The organism is Candidatus Sodalis sp. SoCistrobi (assembly GCF_900143145.1).
Taxonomy (GTDB): Bacteria; Pseudomonadota; Gammaproteobacteria; order Enterobacterales; family Enterobacteriaceae; genus SoCistrobi.
This window is the reverse complement of sequence record NZ_FRDB01000001.1, coordinates 14,869-32,005: the sequence shown is the minus strand read 5'-3', so window position 1 is coordinate 32,005 and position 17,137 is coordinate 14,869. Positions and strand designations below refer to the sequence as shown.

The window sequence follows — 17,137 nt, the reverse complement described above, 5'->3', positions numbered from 1 at the left end:
CACTTCACCCTTTCTGCCTGGCGGTTTTACCGGCGGGGCGGCAAAAACCCTCCAGCACAATCAATACGGCGCCGATACAGATGCCCGCATCCGCCACGTTGAACGTCGGCCAATGCCAGTTGCCGACATAGAAATCGATAAAATCGATCACCACACCGTGCACCATCCGGTCGAACAGATTGCCCAGCGCACCGCCGATAATCATCGCGTAGGCGGCGTTAGACAGTCTGGCCCGCCGGTCCGAGCGATACATCATGACCAGCAGCACCACCGCGATCACCACGGCAATCGCGGAAAATGCCCAGCGTTGCCATCCCCCTCTGTCCGCCAGAAAACTAAAGGCGGCGCCCGGGTTATGGGCATAGGTAAAATTAATAAACGGGATCACCGGCACCGACTCACCGAGCCAGAAATGCGTCATGACCCACTGCTTGCTGCCGAGATCCAGCGCCAGGACCACCAGTGCCAGCCAAAGCCAGCGCAGTCCCGTGGACATTATCGTTTTATTCATCAGACAAACTTACGCTCTTCACCCGGGCCGGCCACATTGGTGACGCAGCGCCCACAAATTTCTGGATGTTCGGCATGCTGGCCGATATCCGTCTCATAATGCCAGCAGCGCGGACATTTTTCCCCATCGGCTTTTGCCAAGGCAATTTTCAGCCCCTTGAGCCCTTCACACTGCACCGCGTCATCGCCGGCGTCGGCATAATCCGCGACCACCGCGTTTGAGGTGAGCAGCGCAAAGTAGAGTTCATCGCCCAACTCGCGCAGCGAGGCGGCAAGATCAGGCTCCGCATAAAGCGTGACGCGGGCTTCCAGTGAGCCGCCGATGCGCTTATCCGCCCGCGCCTGCTCGATAACCTTGTTGGTCTCGCTGCGCACCTGCAACAGGGTTTGCCAATAAGCATCGTTCAACGGTTGGGCAGCGTCCAGTCCGAACAGGCCATCATACCACTCTTCGGTGAAGACATACTGCGCCCGCTCCCCCGGCATAAAGCCCCAGATTTCATCGGCGGTAAACGACATGATGGGAGCCATCCAGCGAACCAGGGCTTCAATGATATGATACAGCGCGGTCTGGCAGCTACGACGGGCAATACTGTCCGCTTTGGTGGTGTACTGACGGTCTTTGATGATATCCAGGTAAAAAGAGCCCATCTCGACGGAACAGAACTGCATCATGCGCTGCACGACATTATGGAAATCATAGCTGTCATAAGCGGCGACAATCTCCGCCTGCGCCGCTTGCGCGCGGCCCACCGCCCAGCGGTCCAGTACCACCATCTGCTCTGGACTGACGCTGTCGCGCGCCGGATCAAAACCGTTCAGGTTGGCCAACAGGAAACGCGCGGTGTTGCGGATGCGGCGATAAGCATCGGCGGAGCGCTTGAGGATCTCATCGGACACCGCCATCTCGCCGGTGTAATCGGTCGAGGCCACCCAGAGACGCAGGATATCCGCGCCCAACTTGTCCATGACCTGCTGCGGGCTGACCACGTTGCCCACCGATTTGGACATTTTCCGGCCCTGCCCGTCGACGGTAAAGCCGTGGGTCAGTACCTGACGATACGGCGCCTTGCCGTGCATGGCGGTGGAAATCATCAACGACGACATGAACCAGCCGCGATGCTGATCAGACCCTTCCAGGTACATGTCAGGCGCATGGCCTTCAAATTCCGGCCGCACCGCCACCACGGACGAGTGGGTGGAGCCGGAGTCGAACCAGACATCGAGCGTATCCGGCACTTTGTGATAATCAGCGGCATCGTCGCCCAGGATCTCGGCCGGATCCAAATCCCACCAGGCCTGAATGCCGTCCTGCTCGACCCGCTGCGCCACCGCTTCCATCAGTTCGATGGTGCGCGGATGCAGCGCTTCGGTCTCGTTATGCACAAACAGCGCCATCGGCACGCCCCAGGTGCGCTGGCGCGAAATGCACCAGTCGGGGCGGTTGGCGACCATGGTTTCGATGCGCGCCTGGCCCCAGCCTGGGATCCACTGCACGTCTTTGATCTCCGCCAGCGACTGCTTGCGCAGGCCATGCTGATCCATGCTGACGAACCACTGCGGCGTGGCGCGAAAGATAATTGGCGTTTTGTGGCGCCAGCAGTGCGGATAGCTGTGCTGCAGTTTTTCCACGTGCAGCAGCGCGCCGCTGTCGCGCAGCAGATTGATGACCACATCATTAGCTTTAAAGACCTGCAAGCCATCCAACGCAGGCAGCGTGCCCGGCAGATAGCAGCCGTCAGGGCCGACCGGATTGGCGACTTCCAGGCCGTATTGCTGACCGATGACATAGTCATCTGGACCATGGCCGGGGGCGGTATGCACCGCGCCGGTACCCGCGTCCAGCGTCACGTGCTGGCCGAGGATGGCCGGCACATCGAAGCCCATAAAGGGATGGCGGAATCGCAGCAGCTCCAGCGCGCTGCCTTTGGCGCTGCCGAGCACCGTCCAGCGCGTAATGCCGGCGCGCGCCATCACGCTGTCCACCAGATCGGCGGCCAAAATATAGCCTTGCCCTTCCACCTCAACCAATTGATAGTCGAAGTCGGGGTGAACGGCGATGGCGCGGTTGGCCGGCAGGGTCCACGGCGTGGTGGTCCAGATGACCAGGGAAACCTGACCGGCGAAGTCCGCAGCGCCGAATTTGGCGGCGACCGCCCGGGCGTCATCGGCCGCGAAAGCGACGTCGATGGACGGCGAAGTACGGTCGTAATACTCCACTTCCGCCTCCGCCAGCGCGGAGCGGCAGTCGATGCACCAATGCACCGGCTTGGCGCCTTTATGCAAATGACCGTTGGCGATAATCTTGCCCAGCGCGCGAATAATATTCGCTTCGGTGGCGAAATTCATCGTCAGGTAAGGGTGTTCCCAGTCGCCGAGCACGCCCAGGCGAATGAAATCCTTTTTCTGCCCCTCCACCTGTTCGGCGGCGTAACGACGGCAGGCGGCGCGGAATTCGGCGGCGCTGACCTTCTCGCCCGGCTTGCAGATGAGTTGCTCCACCTTCAATTCAATCGGCAGGCCATGGCAGTCCCAGCCCGGCACATAGGGCGAGTCATAACCCATCAGTCCTTTTGATTTGATAATAATATCTTTGAGAATTTTATTGACCGAATGACCGATATGAATGCTGCCGTTGGCATACGGCGGGCCGTCATGCAGTATAAACGCTTTTTTGCCCTTCCTGGCCTGACGGATAATCCCGTACAGATCCTGTTCATACCAATGCGCTAGCATGCCAGGCTCACGCTTGGCTAAATCGCCGCGCATAGGAAACCCTGTGTCCGGCAAATTCAGGGTATTTTTGTAATCAGTCATTCGATTCTCGGTTCCGTTATCGGTTTGAGCATTATTGGGGTGTCGCCAGGCCGAAATAGTCGCGGGCGCTCACCACATCATTCGCGATTTGCCGCTTAAGATCGTCTAACGAGGCAAACCGTTGTTCATTGCGCACTTTGGCGCGTATCACCACTTCGATATGGCGACCGTACAGGTTCATATCCACATCCAGAAAATGCACTTCCAACCGCTGGCGCAAACCGGCCACCGTGGGCCGGGTGCCGATGTTCGCGACGCCGGGCAAAGGCCGTTCGGCAAGGCCGTGGACCTCTACCGCATACACGCCGTTTATCGGCGCCTGCCGCCCTTTAAGCGACACGTTGGCAGTCGGGAAGCCGATGGTTCGCCCCAGCGCATCGCCGTGCACCACACGGCCGGAGAGACGGTACGGGTGCCCTAGCAGCATTTCCGCCTCCGCCAGTCGGTCCTGCGCCAGCGCCTCACGGACGGCGGTGCTGCTGATGCGCCGGCCGCCCTCGGTGTAGGTCACGGTGCTCATCACCTCAAACCCGGCCTCTTTCCCCGCCTGCTGAAGCAGGGCGAAATCCCCCTGACGCCGGGCGCCAAAGCGGAAATCGTCGCCGACGCCGATGAAGCGTACGCCCAATTTTTTCACCAGCAGTTCGGTCACGAACGCGCGTGCGCTTAGCGCCGCAAAACGTTTGTCGAAGGTGACGCACACCGTCGCGTCCACGCCGGCGGCCGCCAGGTATTTCACTTTGTCCCGCAGCCGGGTCAACCGCGCCGGCGCGGCATCGCCGGCGAAATGCTCCTGCGGCTGAGGTTCAAAGATCATCACCAGCACCGGCAAACCGCGGCGGCGGCCTTCAGCCTGCAACTCTGCAATAAGCGCCTGGTGTCCGCGGTGAAAGCCGTCGAAATTGCCGATGGTCAGCACGCACCCATGGTGACGTGGCTGTAAATTATGTATGCCGCGAATAAGCTTCATAGCAGGCTCAAGACACCTAAAACAGTGGAAATCGGCGGATTATACCTTGTACAGCGGCTAAGGTTAACCCGCGATTCCAATCTTTGACATCGTGCGGAGAGAAAGCCGCGCTTATTTCGCCCCCGCCCTATTTTCACGCAGCTTATGCTGGCGCGTTGCCGGGGACAATGGGCGCCCGTACAGCGGTTATCGCTTTTTTCGCCTGAAGCACTGTATTCCGCCGGCGGAAACTGGTAGAATCTTGCGCCATCACATTGTAACAGGCGTCGCACGTTTCAGCGGCGCTTATTTGCACAAATCCATTGACAAAAGAAGACCGAACGGGCATATTCCTCGGCCTTTGAATTGTCTTATAGAACAAGTTTGGGAGTTGGACCTTGGCTAATATCAAATCAGCTAAGAAACGCGCCGTACAGTCTGAGAAGCGTCGTCAGCATAATGCAAACCGTCGCTCCATGATGCGCACCTTCGTGAAGAAGGTTTACGCTGCTATCGCCGCCGGCGATAAAGAAGCTGCGCAGAATGCGTTTTCTGCCATGCAACCGATTGTTGACCGTCAGGCCAGCAAAGGGTTGATCCACAAAAACAAAGCCGCTCGTCATAAATCAAACCTGACCGCGCAAATCAACGCCATGCAGTAATTGCTGCCGCGTTGTGCTTTGTTGAGAAAACCGGCTCCGGACGGTTTTTTTATGTCCTCAGACCGGCCAGGTCCGGCTGTGGGGGAAAGCGCACCGGCCCTGCCCACTGCCTCCCCCGCCCTGCGGCTAGTCAAACCCGTGTAATGCTTTCATCCGCTACCCTCGCGCCCTGCGGCTAGTCAGGCCCGCGTAATGCTTTCATCCGCTACCCTCGCGCCCTGCGGCTAGTCAGGCCCGCGTATTGCTACCATCCGATACTTCCCGACCGGCACATGCCTCGCGACCCTGCGGCTGCGGCAGAATGGTGCGCAGCAGCAGGTAACCCAGCAGCGCCGCAATCACCGAGCCGGATAAAATGCCCACTTTCGCCAGCACAATGGTTTCCGGGCCATTATTCCCGAACGCCAGATTGGCGATAAAGATAGACATGGTGAAGCCGATGCCGCACAGCACGGCCGCCGCGGCAATGTGGCGAAAAGCAATGCCGGCAGGCAACCTGGCCAGTCTGAGTTTTACCGCCGCGGCGGTGAACAAGACTATCCCCAGCGGTTTACCGACCACCAGCCCGGCGGCGATCCCCAGCGGCAAGAAGGAGATCAAATGCCCGGGCGCCACGCCTTGTAGCGAAATCCCCGCGTTGGCAAAGGCGAACAGGGGCAGGATCAGATACACCACCCACGGCTGCAACCGATGCTCCAACGCACGCGCCGGAGATGCTTCGGAGGCGGGCAGCGTGAGCGGGATAAGCCCCCCCACCATCACGCCGGCGAGCGTGGCATGGATACCCGAAAGCAGGATACAGCCCCACAATACCGCCCCCAGCAGCAGATAGAGCGACAGAAAACGAACATTGGCGCGATTCATCAGCGCCATGATGACGATTACGGCACCCGCCGCAACCAGCGCCAGCCAGTCAAGCGCACTGTTATAAAACAATGCGATAATCACTATCGCGCCCAAATCATCAATTATTGCCAGCGCCAACAGGAAAACTTTCAGGCTGACCGGCACCCGCGTCCCCAGCAAGGCCAGTACGCCGACGGCAAAGGCAATATCGGTGGCGGCCGGAATCGCCCAACCGACGCGCAATGCGGGCGTCCCGGCGGTCACCAGACTATAAATCACCGCCGGCGCCACCATGCCACCCAGCGCGGCGATAGCGGGAAAGGCCGCCCGTGCACGGCTGTTGAGCGCGCGCTGCAGCAGTTCGTATTTGACTTCCAGACCGACGGCCAGAAAAAACACCGCCATCAGGCCATCGTTAACTATCGTCAGCAAGCTCAGGTGCGCAGGCGTCGCGCTATCAGATTGTGCAGGAAAGTGAATGATGGCGTTGTACAGCGCGCGGGCATCGGTATTCGCCATCACGATAGCGGCAAGCGCGGCGACGAAAAGCAATACGCCACCGGAGGCCGGGTGGGCAATCATGCGGCGTAAAGACGCAGCTATCATGGGGATCCTCAATCTCTATAGACAAGGGAATATTGTGCGACAGGACGCGGCGGGGGTAAATGAAAACCGCCCTCTATACCGGCGAAAAAACGCATACGGCGCCGCAGGCACGGCAAAAAAAACCCCGGTGTAGGGCCGGGGAGAAGTAGAGCGTGCGCGGGTCAGATTAACGGGTTAAATCGTCAAAGAATTTTTTCACCCCGTCGAGGAAGCTTTTCGAGCGCGGGCTGTTCTGATCGCCGCTCGGCCCGCCAAAGCTCTCTTCCAGCTCGCGCAGCAGCTGCTTCTGGCGCTCGTTGAGTTTCACCGGCGTTTCCACCGCCACCCGACACAGCAGATCCCCTTGCTGTCCGCCGCGCACCGATTTCACCCCTTTGCCGCGCATGCGAAATAATTTACCGGTCTGCGTTTCCGCCGGCACTTTCAGCTTCACCCTGCCATCGAGCGTCGGCACTTCGATCTCGCCGCCCAGCGCCGCCATGGCAAAGTTGATCGGCACTTCACAGTACAGGTTGTTTTCTTCGCGTTCAAAAATGGGGTGTTTGCGCACCTGGACCTGTACATACAGATCCCCTGCGGCCGCCCCATGCTCTCCCGCTTCCCCCTCGCCCGTCAGGCGGATGCGATCGCCGGTATCCACGCCGGCCGGGATTTTCACCGACAGCGTCTTGGATTTTTCAACCCGGCCATGGCCGTGGCATTTAGCGCAGGGATCTTTGATGATCTTGCCCTGACCCTGACAGGTCGGACAGGTCTGCTGCACCGCGAAAAAGCCCTGACGCATCTGTACCTGGCCCTGGCCGTGGCAGGTCGGACAGGTCACCGCCGACGTCCCCGGCTTCGCGCCGCTGCCGTGACAGACATCGCACTCTTCCAGAGTCGGAATGCGGATTTCGCGGGTCACGCCGCACACCGCCTCCTCAAGGGAAAGCTCCATGTTATAGCGTAAATCCGCGCCCCGGCTGGCGCGCTGACGCCGGCCGCCGCCAAAGATATCGCCAAACACATCGCCGAAGATATCGCTAAAATCCGCGCCGCCGGCGCCGCCACCGCCCATGCCGCCCTGTTCAAAGGCCGCATGGCCATACTGATCGTAAGCGGCGCGCTTTTGCGCGTCGGTCAGCACTTCGTAGGCTTCTTTGATCTCTTTGAATTTCGCTTCGGCTTCGGCATTGCCTGGGTTGCGATCCGGGTGGAATTTCATCGCCAGGCGTTTATAGGCCTTTTTGATTTCACGCTCTTCCGCATCCCGGGAAACGCCCAAAATCTCGTAGTAGTCAGATTTCGCCATCGTTGTCTCTTCCTGCCCTCAACATGCTTGCACGGGCGCAGAGTTTCCCCGACGCCCGTGCCTGTTGCCCGCAACGGCGGTGTAAACTGCCCCGCCGCCGTGCCCTTCAGGGCGATTATTTTTTGTCTTTAACTTCTTCAAACTCGGCGTCAACGACATCATCGTCCGCCTTGGCGCTGCCGTCCGCGCCACCTTCACCCGCCGCCTGAGCCTGCTGCTGAGCCACTTCGAGCAGTTTGCCGGACACCTGAATAAGCGCCTGCATCTTCGCTTCGATATCGGCTTTATCTTCGCCTTTCAGCGCGGTGTCCAGATTTTTCAGCGCGTCCTCAATGGCGGTTTTATCCTCTGCCGGCAGTTTATCACCCGCGTCTTCCAGCTGCTTACGGGTGCTGTGCAGCAAATGGTCGGCCTGGTTACGGGTCTGCACCAGCTCTTCAAATTTGCGGTCGGACTCAGCGTTTGCTTCCGCTTCCTGCACCATCTTCTGGATTTCCTCTTCGTTCAGACCCGAGGAGGCCTTGATGGTGATTTTCTGTTCCCGGCCGCTGTTCTTGTCCTTGGCGGAGACGTGCAGAATGCCGTCGGCGTCGATATCGAACGTCACTTCAATCTGCGGCGTGCCGCGCATGGCCGGCGAAATGCCGTCCAGGTTGAACTGGCCCAGCGATTTATTATCGCCGGAGCGCTTGCGTTCCCCTTGCAGCACATGGATGGTCACGGCGGACTGATTGTCTTCCGCGGTGGAGAACACCTGGCTGTGCTTGGTCGGGATGGTGGTGTTCTTGGTAATCAGCGGCGTCATCACGCCACCCATGGTTTCGATACCCAGCGACAACGGGGTAACGTCCAGCAGCAGCACGTCTTTCACGTCGCCGGCCAGTACGCCGCCCTGAACTGCGGCACCGATGGCCACCGCTTCGTCCGGGTTGACGTCTTTACGCGGCTCTTTGCCGAAGAAGTCGGTGACTTTCTTCTGCACCAGCGGCATACGGGTCTGCCCACCGACCAGGATAACGTCTTTGATGTCGGAAACCGACAGGCCCGCATCCTTCAGTGCCACTTTCAGCGGCTCAAGCGTGCGATTGACCAGTTCCTCCACCAGTGACTCCAGTTTGGCGCGGGTCACTTTCAGGTTCATATGCTTCGGACCGGAGCCGTCGGCCGTGATGTACGGCAGGTTGACGTCGGTCTGCTGCGCGGAGGACAGCTCGATCTTGGCCTTTTCAGCCGCCTCTTTCAAGCGCTGCATCGCCAGCGGGTCGTTGCGCAGGTCGATGCCCTGATCTTTCTTGAATTCGTCCACCATATAGTTGATAAGACGGCTGTCGAAGTCCTCGCCACCCAAATGGGTGTCGCCGTTGGTCGCCAGCACTTCAAAGGTTTTTTCACCGTCGACATCATCGATTTCGATAATCGAGATATCGAAGGTCCCGCCGCCCAGGTCATAGACCGCGATGGTGCGGTTGCCGGTTTCTTTGTCCATACCGTAGGCCAGCGCGGCCGCGGTCGGCTCGTTGATGATACGCTTGACGTCCAGACCGGCGATACGGCCGGCGTCTTTGGTTGCCTGGCGCTGCGTATCGTTAAAATAGGCCGGCACGGTGATGACCGCTTCGGTGACCGGTTCGCCCAGATAGTCTTCCGCGGTCTTTTTCATTTTTTTCAGAATTTCTGCGGAGATCTGCGGCGGCGCCATTTTCTGGCCTTTGACTTCCAGCCAGGCATCGCCATTGTCTGCAGCAACGATTTTGTACGGCATGATGCTGACATCGCGCTGTACTTCTTCGTCCGGGTAGCGACGGCCGATCAGACGCTTGATGGCGAACAAGGTGTTTTGCGGATTAGTAACGGACTGACGTTTAGCCGGTTGGCCAACCAGAATTTCACCATCCTGCGTATAGGCAATGATGGAAGGCGTGGTACGATCGCCTTCGCTGTTTTCAAGTACGCGAGGTTTGCTGCCTTCGATAATTGCGATGCAGGAGTTGGTCGTACCCAAGTCGATACCAATGATTTTTCCCATCTAAACATCTCCACTAAAGTTCAATTTCGTTGTGGTCGTAAACCTGATATGCGGCCGAAAATAAACTTTTCAAGTTTTCGCCGCCCGATAATTTCCCAGGTTCAACAACGTAGGATGCAAATAAGATGGGGTCATGCCGCTCTGCATCAAGGGGTAACGGCAAAAAAAAACGGCGGCGGCGCCCTGCGCGCCGGGCATTTTGCCCCAGGACGCACGACGCTTTGGCTAATACATTGAATAATTTATGGTAAATTAATTAGGCAAGATTATAACACGCCAGAGCCACGACGCGTCTGCCCGACGATCGTGCTTACCCTACCGCTTTAGCCCGATCGGTGCGCGGCAGCGCGCCCTGCACTTTCCCCGGTAGTGCAAATCCCAGCGCAATGCCCATCAGCGACAACGCCAGCACATACCACGACGGCGCCATCGGCGTCACTTTCATCAGTAAGGTCACCACCATTGGCGTCAGACCACCGAAAATGGCGTAGGAAATATTGTAGGAAAAGGAAATACCGCTGAACCGCACCGGCGCCGGAAAGGCGTGGACCATGACAAATGGCACGCCGCCCATGATGCCGACAAAGAAACCGGCCGTACCTTAAGTCAGAAACAGTTGCGCCCGATTGGCAACATCGCTGTGGTAAAAGATCCAGCTACCGACGGCCAGTAGGGCGCAGCCGACAACAAAGGTTTTGCGCGCCCCGAACTTGTCTATCACCACGCCGGCGACAATGCAGCCGAACGCCAGGGCGATGATCGCCACGCAATTGGCCTGCAGCGCCATGGCAGCGCTGACGCCGCGCTGTTGCTGCAGCCACAACGGGGCCATCAGGATAACCACCACGATGCCGGCGGACAGCAGCCAAGTGAGCAGCATGGAAACCGCTACCGCTTTCTTGTGACGCACCACCACTGACTTGAGCGGCAGCTCGCGGGCCAGCGCTTTGCGCGCCTGCAGTTCGACAAAGATGGGCGTTTCGCGCAGCCAGCGGCGCAAATACATGGCGCACAGACCAAAGATGCCGCCGATAAAGAAAGGAATACGCCAACCGCCGGCGGCTATGGTGCTAGCGGGGAGTAACTGGTTGATAAGCGTGGCGACAAACGAGCCGAGCAGAATACCGACGGTCAACCCGGCGGTCAGGGCACCGCAGGCAAAGCCGATGCGCCGGGCGGGCACATGTTCGGCGACAAACACCCAGGCGCCGGGCACCTCGCCGCCAATGGCCGCGCCCTGCAGGATGCGCAACAACAATAGCAGCAGCGGCGCCGCGATACCCAGCGCGGCATAGGTCGGCAACAGACCAATCAACAGCGTCGGTAGCGCCATCAGCAGGATAGACAGGGTAAACATTTTCTTGCGCCCCACCCGATCGCCGAAGTGGGCCATCACAATCCCGCCCAGCGGCCGCGCCAGATAGCCCGCGGCAAAGATACCGAAGGTTTGCATCTGGCGCAGCCACTCCGGCATGTCCGCCGGGAAAAACAGCTGCCCCATCACCCCGGCGAAAAACACAAAGATAATAAAGTCGTAAAACTCCAACGCCCCACCCAATGCCGCCAGCGTAAGCGTCTTATAATCCTGCCGGTTCAACCGGCGGTGACGTTCGTCCTGCATAATCATCTGCGCTTGACAAGGGAAATGGCAACAATATATCACGCCTTGTAAACTCAAACTTACTGGCAGACTAAAAATGTCCGCCGTTCTGGCAATAAGTCATGAACGCGACGCCGCGCGCTCATTTCTGCCGCGGCGCTCACTCTTCGGTTGGCCGGCGCGCGCTTTTCGGTCGAAACGCCACCACCACCGCAGGATCGGTGTCCAAGTAGGGGCCATCCAGCAGTTGAATGCAGTAGGGTACGCTGGCAAAAATCCCCTGTACCGCAATATCACCGTGCGCATTCTTCACCCCTTCCAGCGTTTCCTGAATCGATTTTGGCTGGCCCGGTAAGTTGAGGATCAGGGACTGTTTGCGGATAACGGCGGTTTGGCGCGACAAAATGGCCGTGGGCACAAAGTGCAGACTGATTTGCCGCATCTGTTCGCCGAACCCCGGCATTTCGCGATCGGCCACCGCCAGCGTGGCGTCGGGCGTGACATCACGCCGCGCCGGCCCGGTGCCGCCGGTGGTCAGCACCAGGTGGCAACCGCTTTCATCCACCAATTCGCGCAGCGTTTGCTCAATAAGGGGTTGCTCGTCCGGTACCAACCGGGTTTCGAGGCTGAAGGGGCTGGTCACAGCGCGGTTCAGCCAGGCTTCGAGCGCTGGCAGCCCCTGATCGACATAGACACCGCGGGCGGCGCGGTCTGAAATGGATACCAGCCCGATACGGCAGGTTTGCATACGCGTGTTCTCCTAAACAACCATGGCGGGCGCCGAGCGGCGGCGCCATTAAAAACGGCCCGCGCAGGGCCGTAAACGTTTTCTTTCACCCCTGCCGGCAGGATAGCCGGCGGTCCGCATTACAGCAGTTCGCCCAGCATGTTTTCCAGTTTTTCCTGATCGACGGCAAAGTTGCGAATACCCTGCGCCAATTTATCCACCGCCATCGGATCCTGATGATGCTGCCACAGGAAGGCCGCTTCGGTTAACCTCTCCGGCCGCGCCTTCACCGGGCCTGTATAGGAAAGTTTACGCTCAAGCTCCCCCTGGCTTTCCGCCAGCTCTTGTAGCAACGCCGGCGCAATCGTGAGCCGGTCGCAACCGGCCAACGCCATAATCTCGCCGCTGTTACGAAAACTGGCACCCATAACGACGGTGTCGTAACCATGCTGTTTATAATAGCGATAGATGGCGGTAACCGATACCACGCCGGGATCCTCTTCCGGGGCAAACGTCTGGCGTTCGCCGTTGGCCTTATGCCAGTCGAGAATACGCCCGACGAAGGGAGAAATCAGATACACGCCCGCCTCGGCGCAGGCTCGCGCCTGAGCAAAAGAAAACAGCAGCGTCAGATTACAATTGATGCCGGCTTTTTCCAGCTGTTCGGCGGCACGAATACCCTGCCAGGTCGAGGCCAGCTTGATCAAAATACGTTCGCTGCCAATGCCGGCATCGTTGTAGAGTTTGATTAGGCTCTTGGCCTTGGCAACGCTGGCCTCGGTATCGTAAGAAAGGCGGGCGTCCACTTCGGTCGAAACGCGGCCGGGCACCAATTTCAGAATTTCCCTGCCGATATTGACCGCCAGCCTATCGGCGGCGTAGGTCACCTGTGCCGCCCGATCGTGACTCTGGCCGCGCGCCCAGGCAATGGCGTCATCAATATAGCCGCGGTATGCCGGGATTTGGGCGGCGTTGAGAATCAGCGAGGGGTTAGTGGTCGCATCCTGAGGTTGATAGCGCTTAATGGCGGTGATATCGCCGGTATCGGCTACGACGGTGGTCATTCTACGCAGGGAACTGAGTTTGTCTGTCATAATCATGTTCTCATGTTGTCGCGTGCTTTAAGAAATCGGGCATGGCCGCGCCGAAATGATAGCACGGGCGGCCGCGGCGGAAAGCGGCCGGACGCGGACTTTTGCCTGTCGCACCTATCGATGAAATCATCCGTAAAATAGGTAAAATGGGCGCCGGGCCCTACAACACCCAGCCAGGATGCTGGAGCAGGAGAAAAGGAACGATGGCTGAGCTATTGAATTTTATCAATAACCTGTTATGGGATTCACTGTTAATTTATCTGCTGTTGGGTACCGGCATCTGGTTTACGCTACGCACCGGCTTTATCCAGATACGTCATTTCTGCCATACCTTCACCATTCTTAAAGACTCAGGGACGCGCGGCGGCGGCGGCATTTCACCATTTCAGGCCTTATGCACCTCCCTTGCCGCCCGTATCGGCTGCGGCAATCTGATGGGTGTCGCCATCGCGCTGATGCTGGGCGGACCGGGCGCCATTTTCTGGATGTGGCTGGCGGCGTTAATTGGCATGGCGACCGCCTTTGCGGAAAGTACGCTGGCGCAGCTGTATAAAATACTCGATAACCGCGGCAACGCCTGCGGCGGGCCGGCCTGGTATATGGCCAACGGACTCGGTCTGCGCTGGATGGGCACGCTGTTCACCCTGTTTCTGCTGGCGGGCTATGGCGGTTTTTTCAGCGCCGTTCAGGCCAACGCCATTACGCTGTCCGCGCAGCAGCTGTCCGGTATGGGGCGCTGGCCGATAACCCTGGTGCTGCTTATCCTCAGCGCGGCGGCGATTTTCGGCGGCCTGCGCGCCATCGCCCGCCTGACCCAATGGCTGGTGCCGGCGATGGGTATTCTCTACTTATTACTGGCGGGTTGGGTGCTAGTGCATCACTGGCGCCAGCTCACAACCGTCGCCGCCCTGGTGTTCGACAGCGCCTTTGGCCTGCCGGAGGCCGCCTCGGGGCTGGTCGGTTATGGCTTGGCGCAGGCGATTTTCCAAGGGGTGCAGCGCGGTCTGTTCTCTAATGAGGCGGGCACCGGCTCGGCGCCGAACATCGCCGCCGCCGCCGCGCCCTGGCCGCCACACCCCGCCTCGCAGGGCTATATCCAGATGTTGGCGGTGTTTATCGATACGCTGGTGATTTGCAGCGCCACGGCGGCAATTATCCTCACCTCCGGCACGCTGGAGCACGCCCACGCCGACATCCACGGTATCGCGCTGATTAATCAATCGCTGGCCACGGTAACCGGTCATTGGAGCATGCCGCTACTTATGGCGCTGGTGTTTGTGTTCTCCTTCGCCGCCATCATTGGCAATTACGCCTATGCAGAAAGCAGTCTGCGTTTTTTCGTGCCGCAGCCGGTGAAGCTGAAATGGCTGCTGCGCCTGATGACGCTGGCCATGGTACTGTTTGGCTGCGTGGCGGAAGTCTCCGTGGTCTGGCGATTGGCGGACCTGGCGATGGGGTTGATGACGATAACTAACTTGATTGCCCTTTTATTGCTGTCGCCGGTCGTACTGATGTTGGCCAATGATTACAATAGTCAGCGCGCCATCGGTAAACTGCCGACCTTTTATGCGGTGAATTTCCCCGCTATCGCGCCGCAATTGGCGCCGGATCTGTGGGGGCGGCCAAACCCGTCGCACCAGGAAAGCCGCCACCCGGCCGCCCCGAAACCCCTTGATCATTAAGGCGCCGACGCGGCAAAACCGGCGGCCGTTTTTTTTCGCGACAACAGGAAACTACAATGCTAATGGTTATCTCTCCAGCGAAAACGCTGGATTTTCAGCGTCCGCTGGCAACCCAACGCTACACCCAGCCCGAATTGCTGCCGCGCTCGGCGGCGCTTATCGACCTGTGCCGGCAGCTGACGCCGGCGCGTATCGGCACCCTAATGGGGATTAGCGATAAATTGGCCGATCTCAACGCCGCGCGCTTTCAGGCCTGGCAGACGCCGTTTACCCCCGATAATGCGCGACAGGCGATATTGGCTTTTAAAGGGGATGTTTATACCGGGCTGGCGGCGGAGACGTTCAGCGAGGCGCAATTCGATTTTGCCCAACGCCATCTGCGGATATTGTCCGGGCTATACGGCGTATTGCGTCCGCTGGATCTGATGCAGCCATACCGGCTGGAGATGGGAATTCGCCTGGCCAACCCGGCCGGGGCCTCATTGTATCACTATTGGGGCGCTACGCTTACCGACAAACTCAATCAGGCGCTGGCGGAACAGGGTGACGCCCTGGTGATTAATCTGGCCTCGGACGAGTATTTCCGCGCGGTGCAGCCGGCGCGGATTAACGGGCGCGTCATCAAACCGGTGTTTCTGGATGAAAAAAACGGCCAGTACAAAGTAATCAGTTTTAACGCCAAAAAAGCCCGCGGCATGATGAGCCGCTTTATCATTACCGAAGGGTTGACACAGCCAGAGCCGTTGAAAGCCTTTAATGCGGGGGGTTATCGATTCGACGCCGCGGCCTCCAGCGACGATGAATGGGTATTTAAACGACCGCAGCAGGACGGCTAGCGCCGCAGCCAAAGCGCCGTCGCCGGTAGACGCACCGAGCAGAGCAACTGCGCCGGCGGCCGCACAGACCAGAGCGGCAGCGTTGGCGGCCGCACCGATTAAAGCGGTGACGCCAGTGGACGCAGCACAGAGAGCAGCCGGTAGACGCACCGAGTAGAGCGGCTAGGCCGCGCGCATCTGATACACGCGGCAGCGGGTCGCTAGGGCGCCAACCCCAGCATCAGCGTGCGCAAGGCGCTGAAGGACGCCGGCATGCGCTCCGACAGCAACGGCAAGGTCGCGCGCACCGCCAGCGCCGGCGGCAACGGCAGGCTCTGGCCGAGGATCGTGTCCACCGATTCCTTGAACTTGGCCGGATGGGCAGTGCCGAGGAATAAGCCGTACTCCCCCGGCTGTAAACTGTCGCGCAGCAGGCGGTAGGCGATGGCGGCATGGGGCTCGGAAATATAGCCCAAGCCCGCCAGCTCGCGCATCGTCTCGGCGGTGGTAGTATCGTCGACGCAGCCGTAATCGAGCGTGGTCAGTTGCCAGTTTTTACGCCGGAACAATTCTTCCACCCGCGGCCAGTTATTGGGCTGGCTGACGTCCATCGCGTTCGACAGCGTAGCCACAGTGGGATTCGGCAGCCATTTGCCGTCGCGTAAAAACCGCGGGACGGTATCGTTGGCGTTGGTGGCGGCGATAAAACGCTTCACCGGCAGCCCCAGGGTTTTGGCCAGCAGACCGGCGGTGAGATCGCCGAAATTGCCGCTCGGTACCGACACCACCAGTTGATTACGCGCCTGCTGCGGCAGTTGCGCCACCGCTTCAAAGTAATAGCAAATCTGCGCCAGCAGACGGCTGATATTGATTGAGTTAGCGGAGTTCAGCCCCAGCGTCTGTTTCAATTCTTCATCATCAAACGCCTGTTTCACCAGCGCCTGGCAGGCATCGAAATCGCCCTCGACCGCCACGGTGTGAATATTGCCGCCCAGCGTACAAAACAGTTTTTCCTGTAGCGGGCTAATTTTGCCTTCGGGGTAAAGGATCACGACCCGCACATTCTTAAGCCCGTAGAACGCATGCGCCACCGCAGCGCCGGTATCACCGGAGGTGGCGGTCAGAATGGTCACCGGCTGGCCTTGGCCAACTTCGGTGAGCATCTGCGCCATAAAACGGCCGCCAAAATCCTTGAATGCCAGGGTCGGGCCATGAAACAGCTCCAGCGCGGCGATATCCTTGGCGACCGGCACCACCGGCGCCGGGAATTCAAACGCCGCCGCCACCCGCGCCAGAACGCGCTCCGGCGGCAGCTCATCACCGATATAGGCCGACAGAATGCGCGCGCTGCGCGCGACGAAATCCATCGCCAGCAACTCGTCTATTTCGGTCAGGGCAAATTCGGGCAGCGTCATGGGAAAAAACAGCCCCTGCTGACGGCCCAGGCCCTGTTTGATCGCCTGGGCGAAGCTGACCTGCTCGTTGTGTTCCTTGATATTGTAGAGTTTCATC

The 17,137-nt window shown here is 59.2% G+C and carries 12 protein-coding genes and 1 pseudogene; 3 read left to right on the top strand and 10 right to left on the bottom strand.

Annotated elements, in window-relative coordinates:
• Positions 1-4 precede the first annotated feature (4 nt).
• From lspA to ribF, 3 genes are read right to left on the bottom strand one after another with little or no spacing between them, the layout of a single operon-like run.
• Entirely contained in the window at positions 5-511 is a 507-nt protein-coding gene (lspA, locus tag CINSTRO3249_RS00135; RefSeq protein ID WP_074011652.1) for a signal peptidase II, read from the bottom strand.
• On the bottom strand, positions 511-3,327 hold the full coding sequence (gene ileS / locus CINSTRO3249_RS00130; protein ID WP_074011651.1) for an isoleucine--tRNA ligase: 2,817 nt from the start codon (positions 3,325-3,327) through the stop codon (positions 511-513). The genes lspA and ileS overlap by 1 nt, the downstream gene beginning before the upstream one ends.
• A 31-nt stretch (positions 3,328-3,358) precedes the next feature.
• A complete protein-coding gene (ribF, locus tag CINSTRO3249_RS00125) occupies positions 3,359-4,297 on the bottom strand; it encodes a bifunctional riboflavin kinase/FAD synthetase (protein ID WP_074011650.1) in 939 nt (312 codons plus the stop codon).
• 377 nt (positions 4,298-4,674) lie between these two features.
• Here ribF and rpsT point away from each other — a divergent pair, with 377 nt between their 5' ends.
• Positions 4,675-4,938 carry a 30S ribosomal protein S20 gene (gene rpsT / locus CINSTRO3249_RS00115; protein WP_074011649.1) on the top strand — a complete coding sequence of 88 codons (264 nt, stop codon included), beginning with the start codon at positions 4,675-4,677 and terminating at the stop codon, positions 4,936-4,938.
• A 228-nt stretch (positions 4,939-5,166) separates the two neighbouring features.
• Here rpsT and nhaA read toward each other — a convergent pair whose 3' ends face one another.
• The 6 genes and pseudogenes from nhaA to tal form a co-directional block, all read right to left on the bottom strand.
• On the bottom strand, positions 5,167-6,390 hold the full coding sequence (gene nhaA / locus CINSTRO3249_RS00110) for a Na+/H+ antiporter NhaA (protein ID WP_074011648.1): 1,224 nt from the start codon (positions 6,388-6,390) through the stop codon (positions 5,167-5,169).
• Between the two features lie 166 nt (positions 6,391-6,556).
• Positions 6,557-7,681, bottom strand: a complete 1,125-nt coding sequence (gene dnaJ, locus CINSTRO3249_RS00105; protein ID WP_074011647.1) for a molecular chaperone DnaJ — start codon at positions 7,679-7,681, stop codon at positions 6,557-6,559.
• A 115-nt stretch (positions 7,682-7,796) separates the two neighbouring features.
• Complete coding sequence (gene dnaK / locus CINSTRO3249_RS00100) at positions 7,797-9,707, bottom strand: molecular chaperone DnaK (RefSeq protein ID WP_074011646.1); 1,911 nt, start codon at positions 9,705-9,707, stop codon at positions 7,797-7,799.
• A gap of 310 nt (positions 9,708-10,017) precedes the next feature.
• Positions 10,018-11,328, bottom strand: a pseudogene (locus CINSTRO3249_RS00095) (MFS transporter).
• A 139-nt stretch (positions 11,329-11,467) separates the two neighbouring features.
• Positions 11,468-12,055 carry a molybdopterin adenylyltransferase gene (mog, locus tag CINSTRO3249_RS00090; protein WP_074011645.1) on the bottom strand — a complete coding sequence of 196 codons (588 nt, stop codon included), beginning with the start codon at positions 12,053-12,055 and terminating at the stop codon, positions 11,468-11,470.
• Between the two features lie 119 nt (positions 12,056-12,174).
• Positions 12,175-13,128 (bottom strand): transaldolase, encoded by a 954-nt coding sequence (tal, locus tag CINSTRO3249_RS00085; RefSeq protein ID WP_074011671.1) that lies wholly within the window; start codon positions 13,126-13,128, stop codon positions 12,175-12,177.
• 203 nt (positions 13,129-13,331) lie between these two features.
• Here tal and CINSTRO3249_RS00080 point away from each other — a divergent pair, with 203 nt between their 5' ends.
• Both CINSTRO3249_RS00080 and yaaA read left to right on the top strand, forming a co-directional pair.
• Positions 13,332-14,810 carry an alanine/glycine:cation symporter family protein gene (locus CINSTRO3249_RS00080; protein ID WP_074011644.1) on the top strand — a complete coding sequence of 493 codons (1,479 nt, stop codon included), beginning with the start codon at positions 13,332-13,334 and terminating at the stop codon, positions 14,808-14,810.
• 56 nt (positions 14,811-14,866) lie between these two features.
• Positions 14,867-15,646 carry a peroxide stress protein YaaA gene (gene yaaA, locus CINSTRO3249_RS00075; RefSeq protein WP_074011643.1) on the top strand — a complete coding sequence of 260 codons (780 nt, stop codon included), beginning with the start codon at positions 14,867-14,869 and terminating at the stop codon, positions 15,644-15,646.
• A 200-nt stretch (positions 15,647-15,846) separates the two neighbouring features.
• Here yaaA and thrC read toward each other — a convergent pair whose 3' ends face one another.
• Positions 15,847-17,136: a threonine synthase gene (gene thrC / locus CINSTRO3249_RS00070; protein WP_074011670.1), complete on the bottom strand. Its 1,290-nt coding sequence runs from the start codon at positions 17,134-17,136 to the stop codon at positions 15,847-15,849.
• Position 17,137 lies beyond the last annotated feature (1 nt).

Coding starts and splice junctions, on each gene's coding strand:
- dnaJ (WP_074011647.1), bottom strand. CDS start 7,681: ATGGCGAAATCTGACTACTACGAGATTTTGGGCGTTTCCCGGGATGCG.
- lspA (WP_074011652.1), bottom strand. CDS start 511: ATGAATAAAACGATAATGTCCACGGGACTGCGCTGGCTTTGGCTGGCA.
- mog (WP_074011645.1), bottom strand. CDS start 12,055: ATGCAAACCTGCCGTATCGGGCTGGTATCCATTTCAGACCGCGCCGCC.
- nhaA (WP_074011648.1), bottom strand. CDS start 6,390: ATGATAGCTGCGTCTTTACGCCGCATGATTGCCCACCCGGCCTCCGGT.
- ribF (WP_074011650.1), bottom strand. CDS start 4,297: ATGAAGCTTATTCGCGGCATACATAATTTACAGCCACGTCACCATGGG.
- yaaA (WP_074011643.1), top strand. CDS start 14,867: ATGCTAATGGTTATCTCTCCAGCGAAAACGCTGGATTTTCAGCGTCCG.
- thrC (WP_074011670.1), bottom strand. CDS start 17,136: ATGAAACTCTACAATATCAAGGAACACAACGAGCAGGTCAGCTTCGCC.
- ileS (WP_074011651.1), bottom strand. CDS start 3,327: ATGACTGATTACAAAAATACCCTGAATTTGCCGGACACAGGGTTTCCT.
- dnaK (WP_074011646.1), bottom strand. CDS start 9,707: ATGGGAAAAATCATTGGTATCGACTTGGGTACGACCAACTCCTGCATC.
- tal (WP_074011671.1), bottom strand. CDS start 13,128: ATGACAGACAAACTCAGTTCCCTGCGTAGAATGACCACCGTCGTAGCC.
- CINSTRO3249_RS00080 (WP_074011644.1), top strand. CDS start 13,332: ATGGCTGAGCTATTGAATTTTATCAATAACCTGTTATGGGATTCACTG.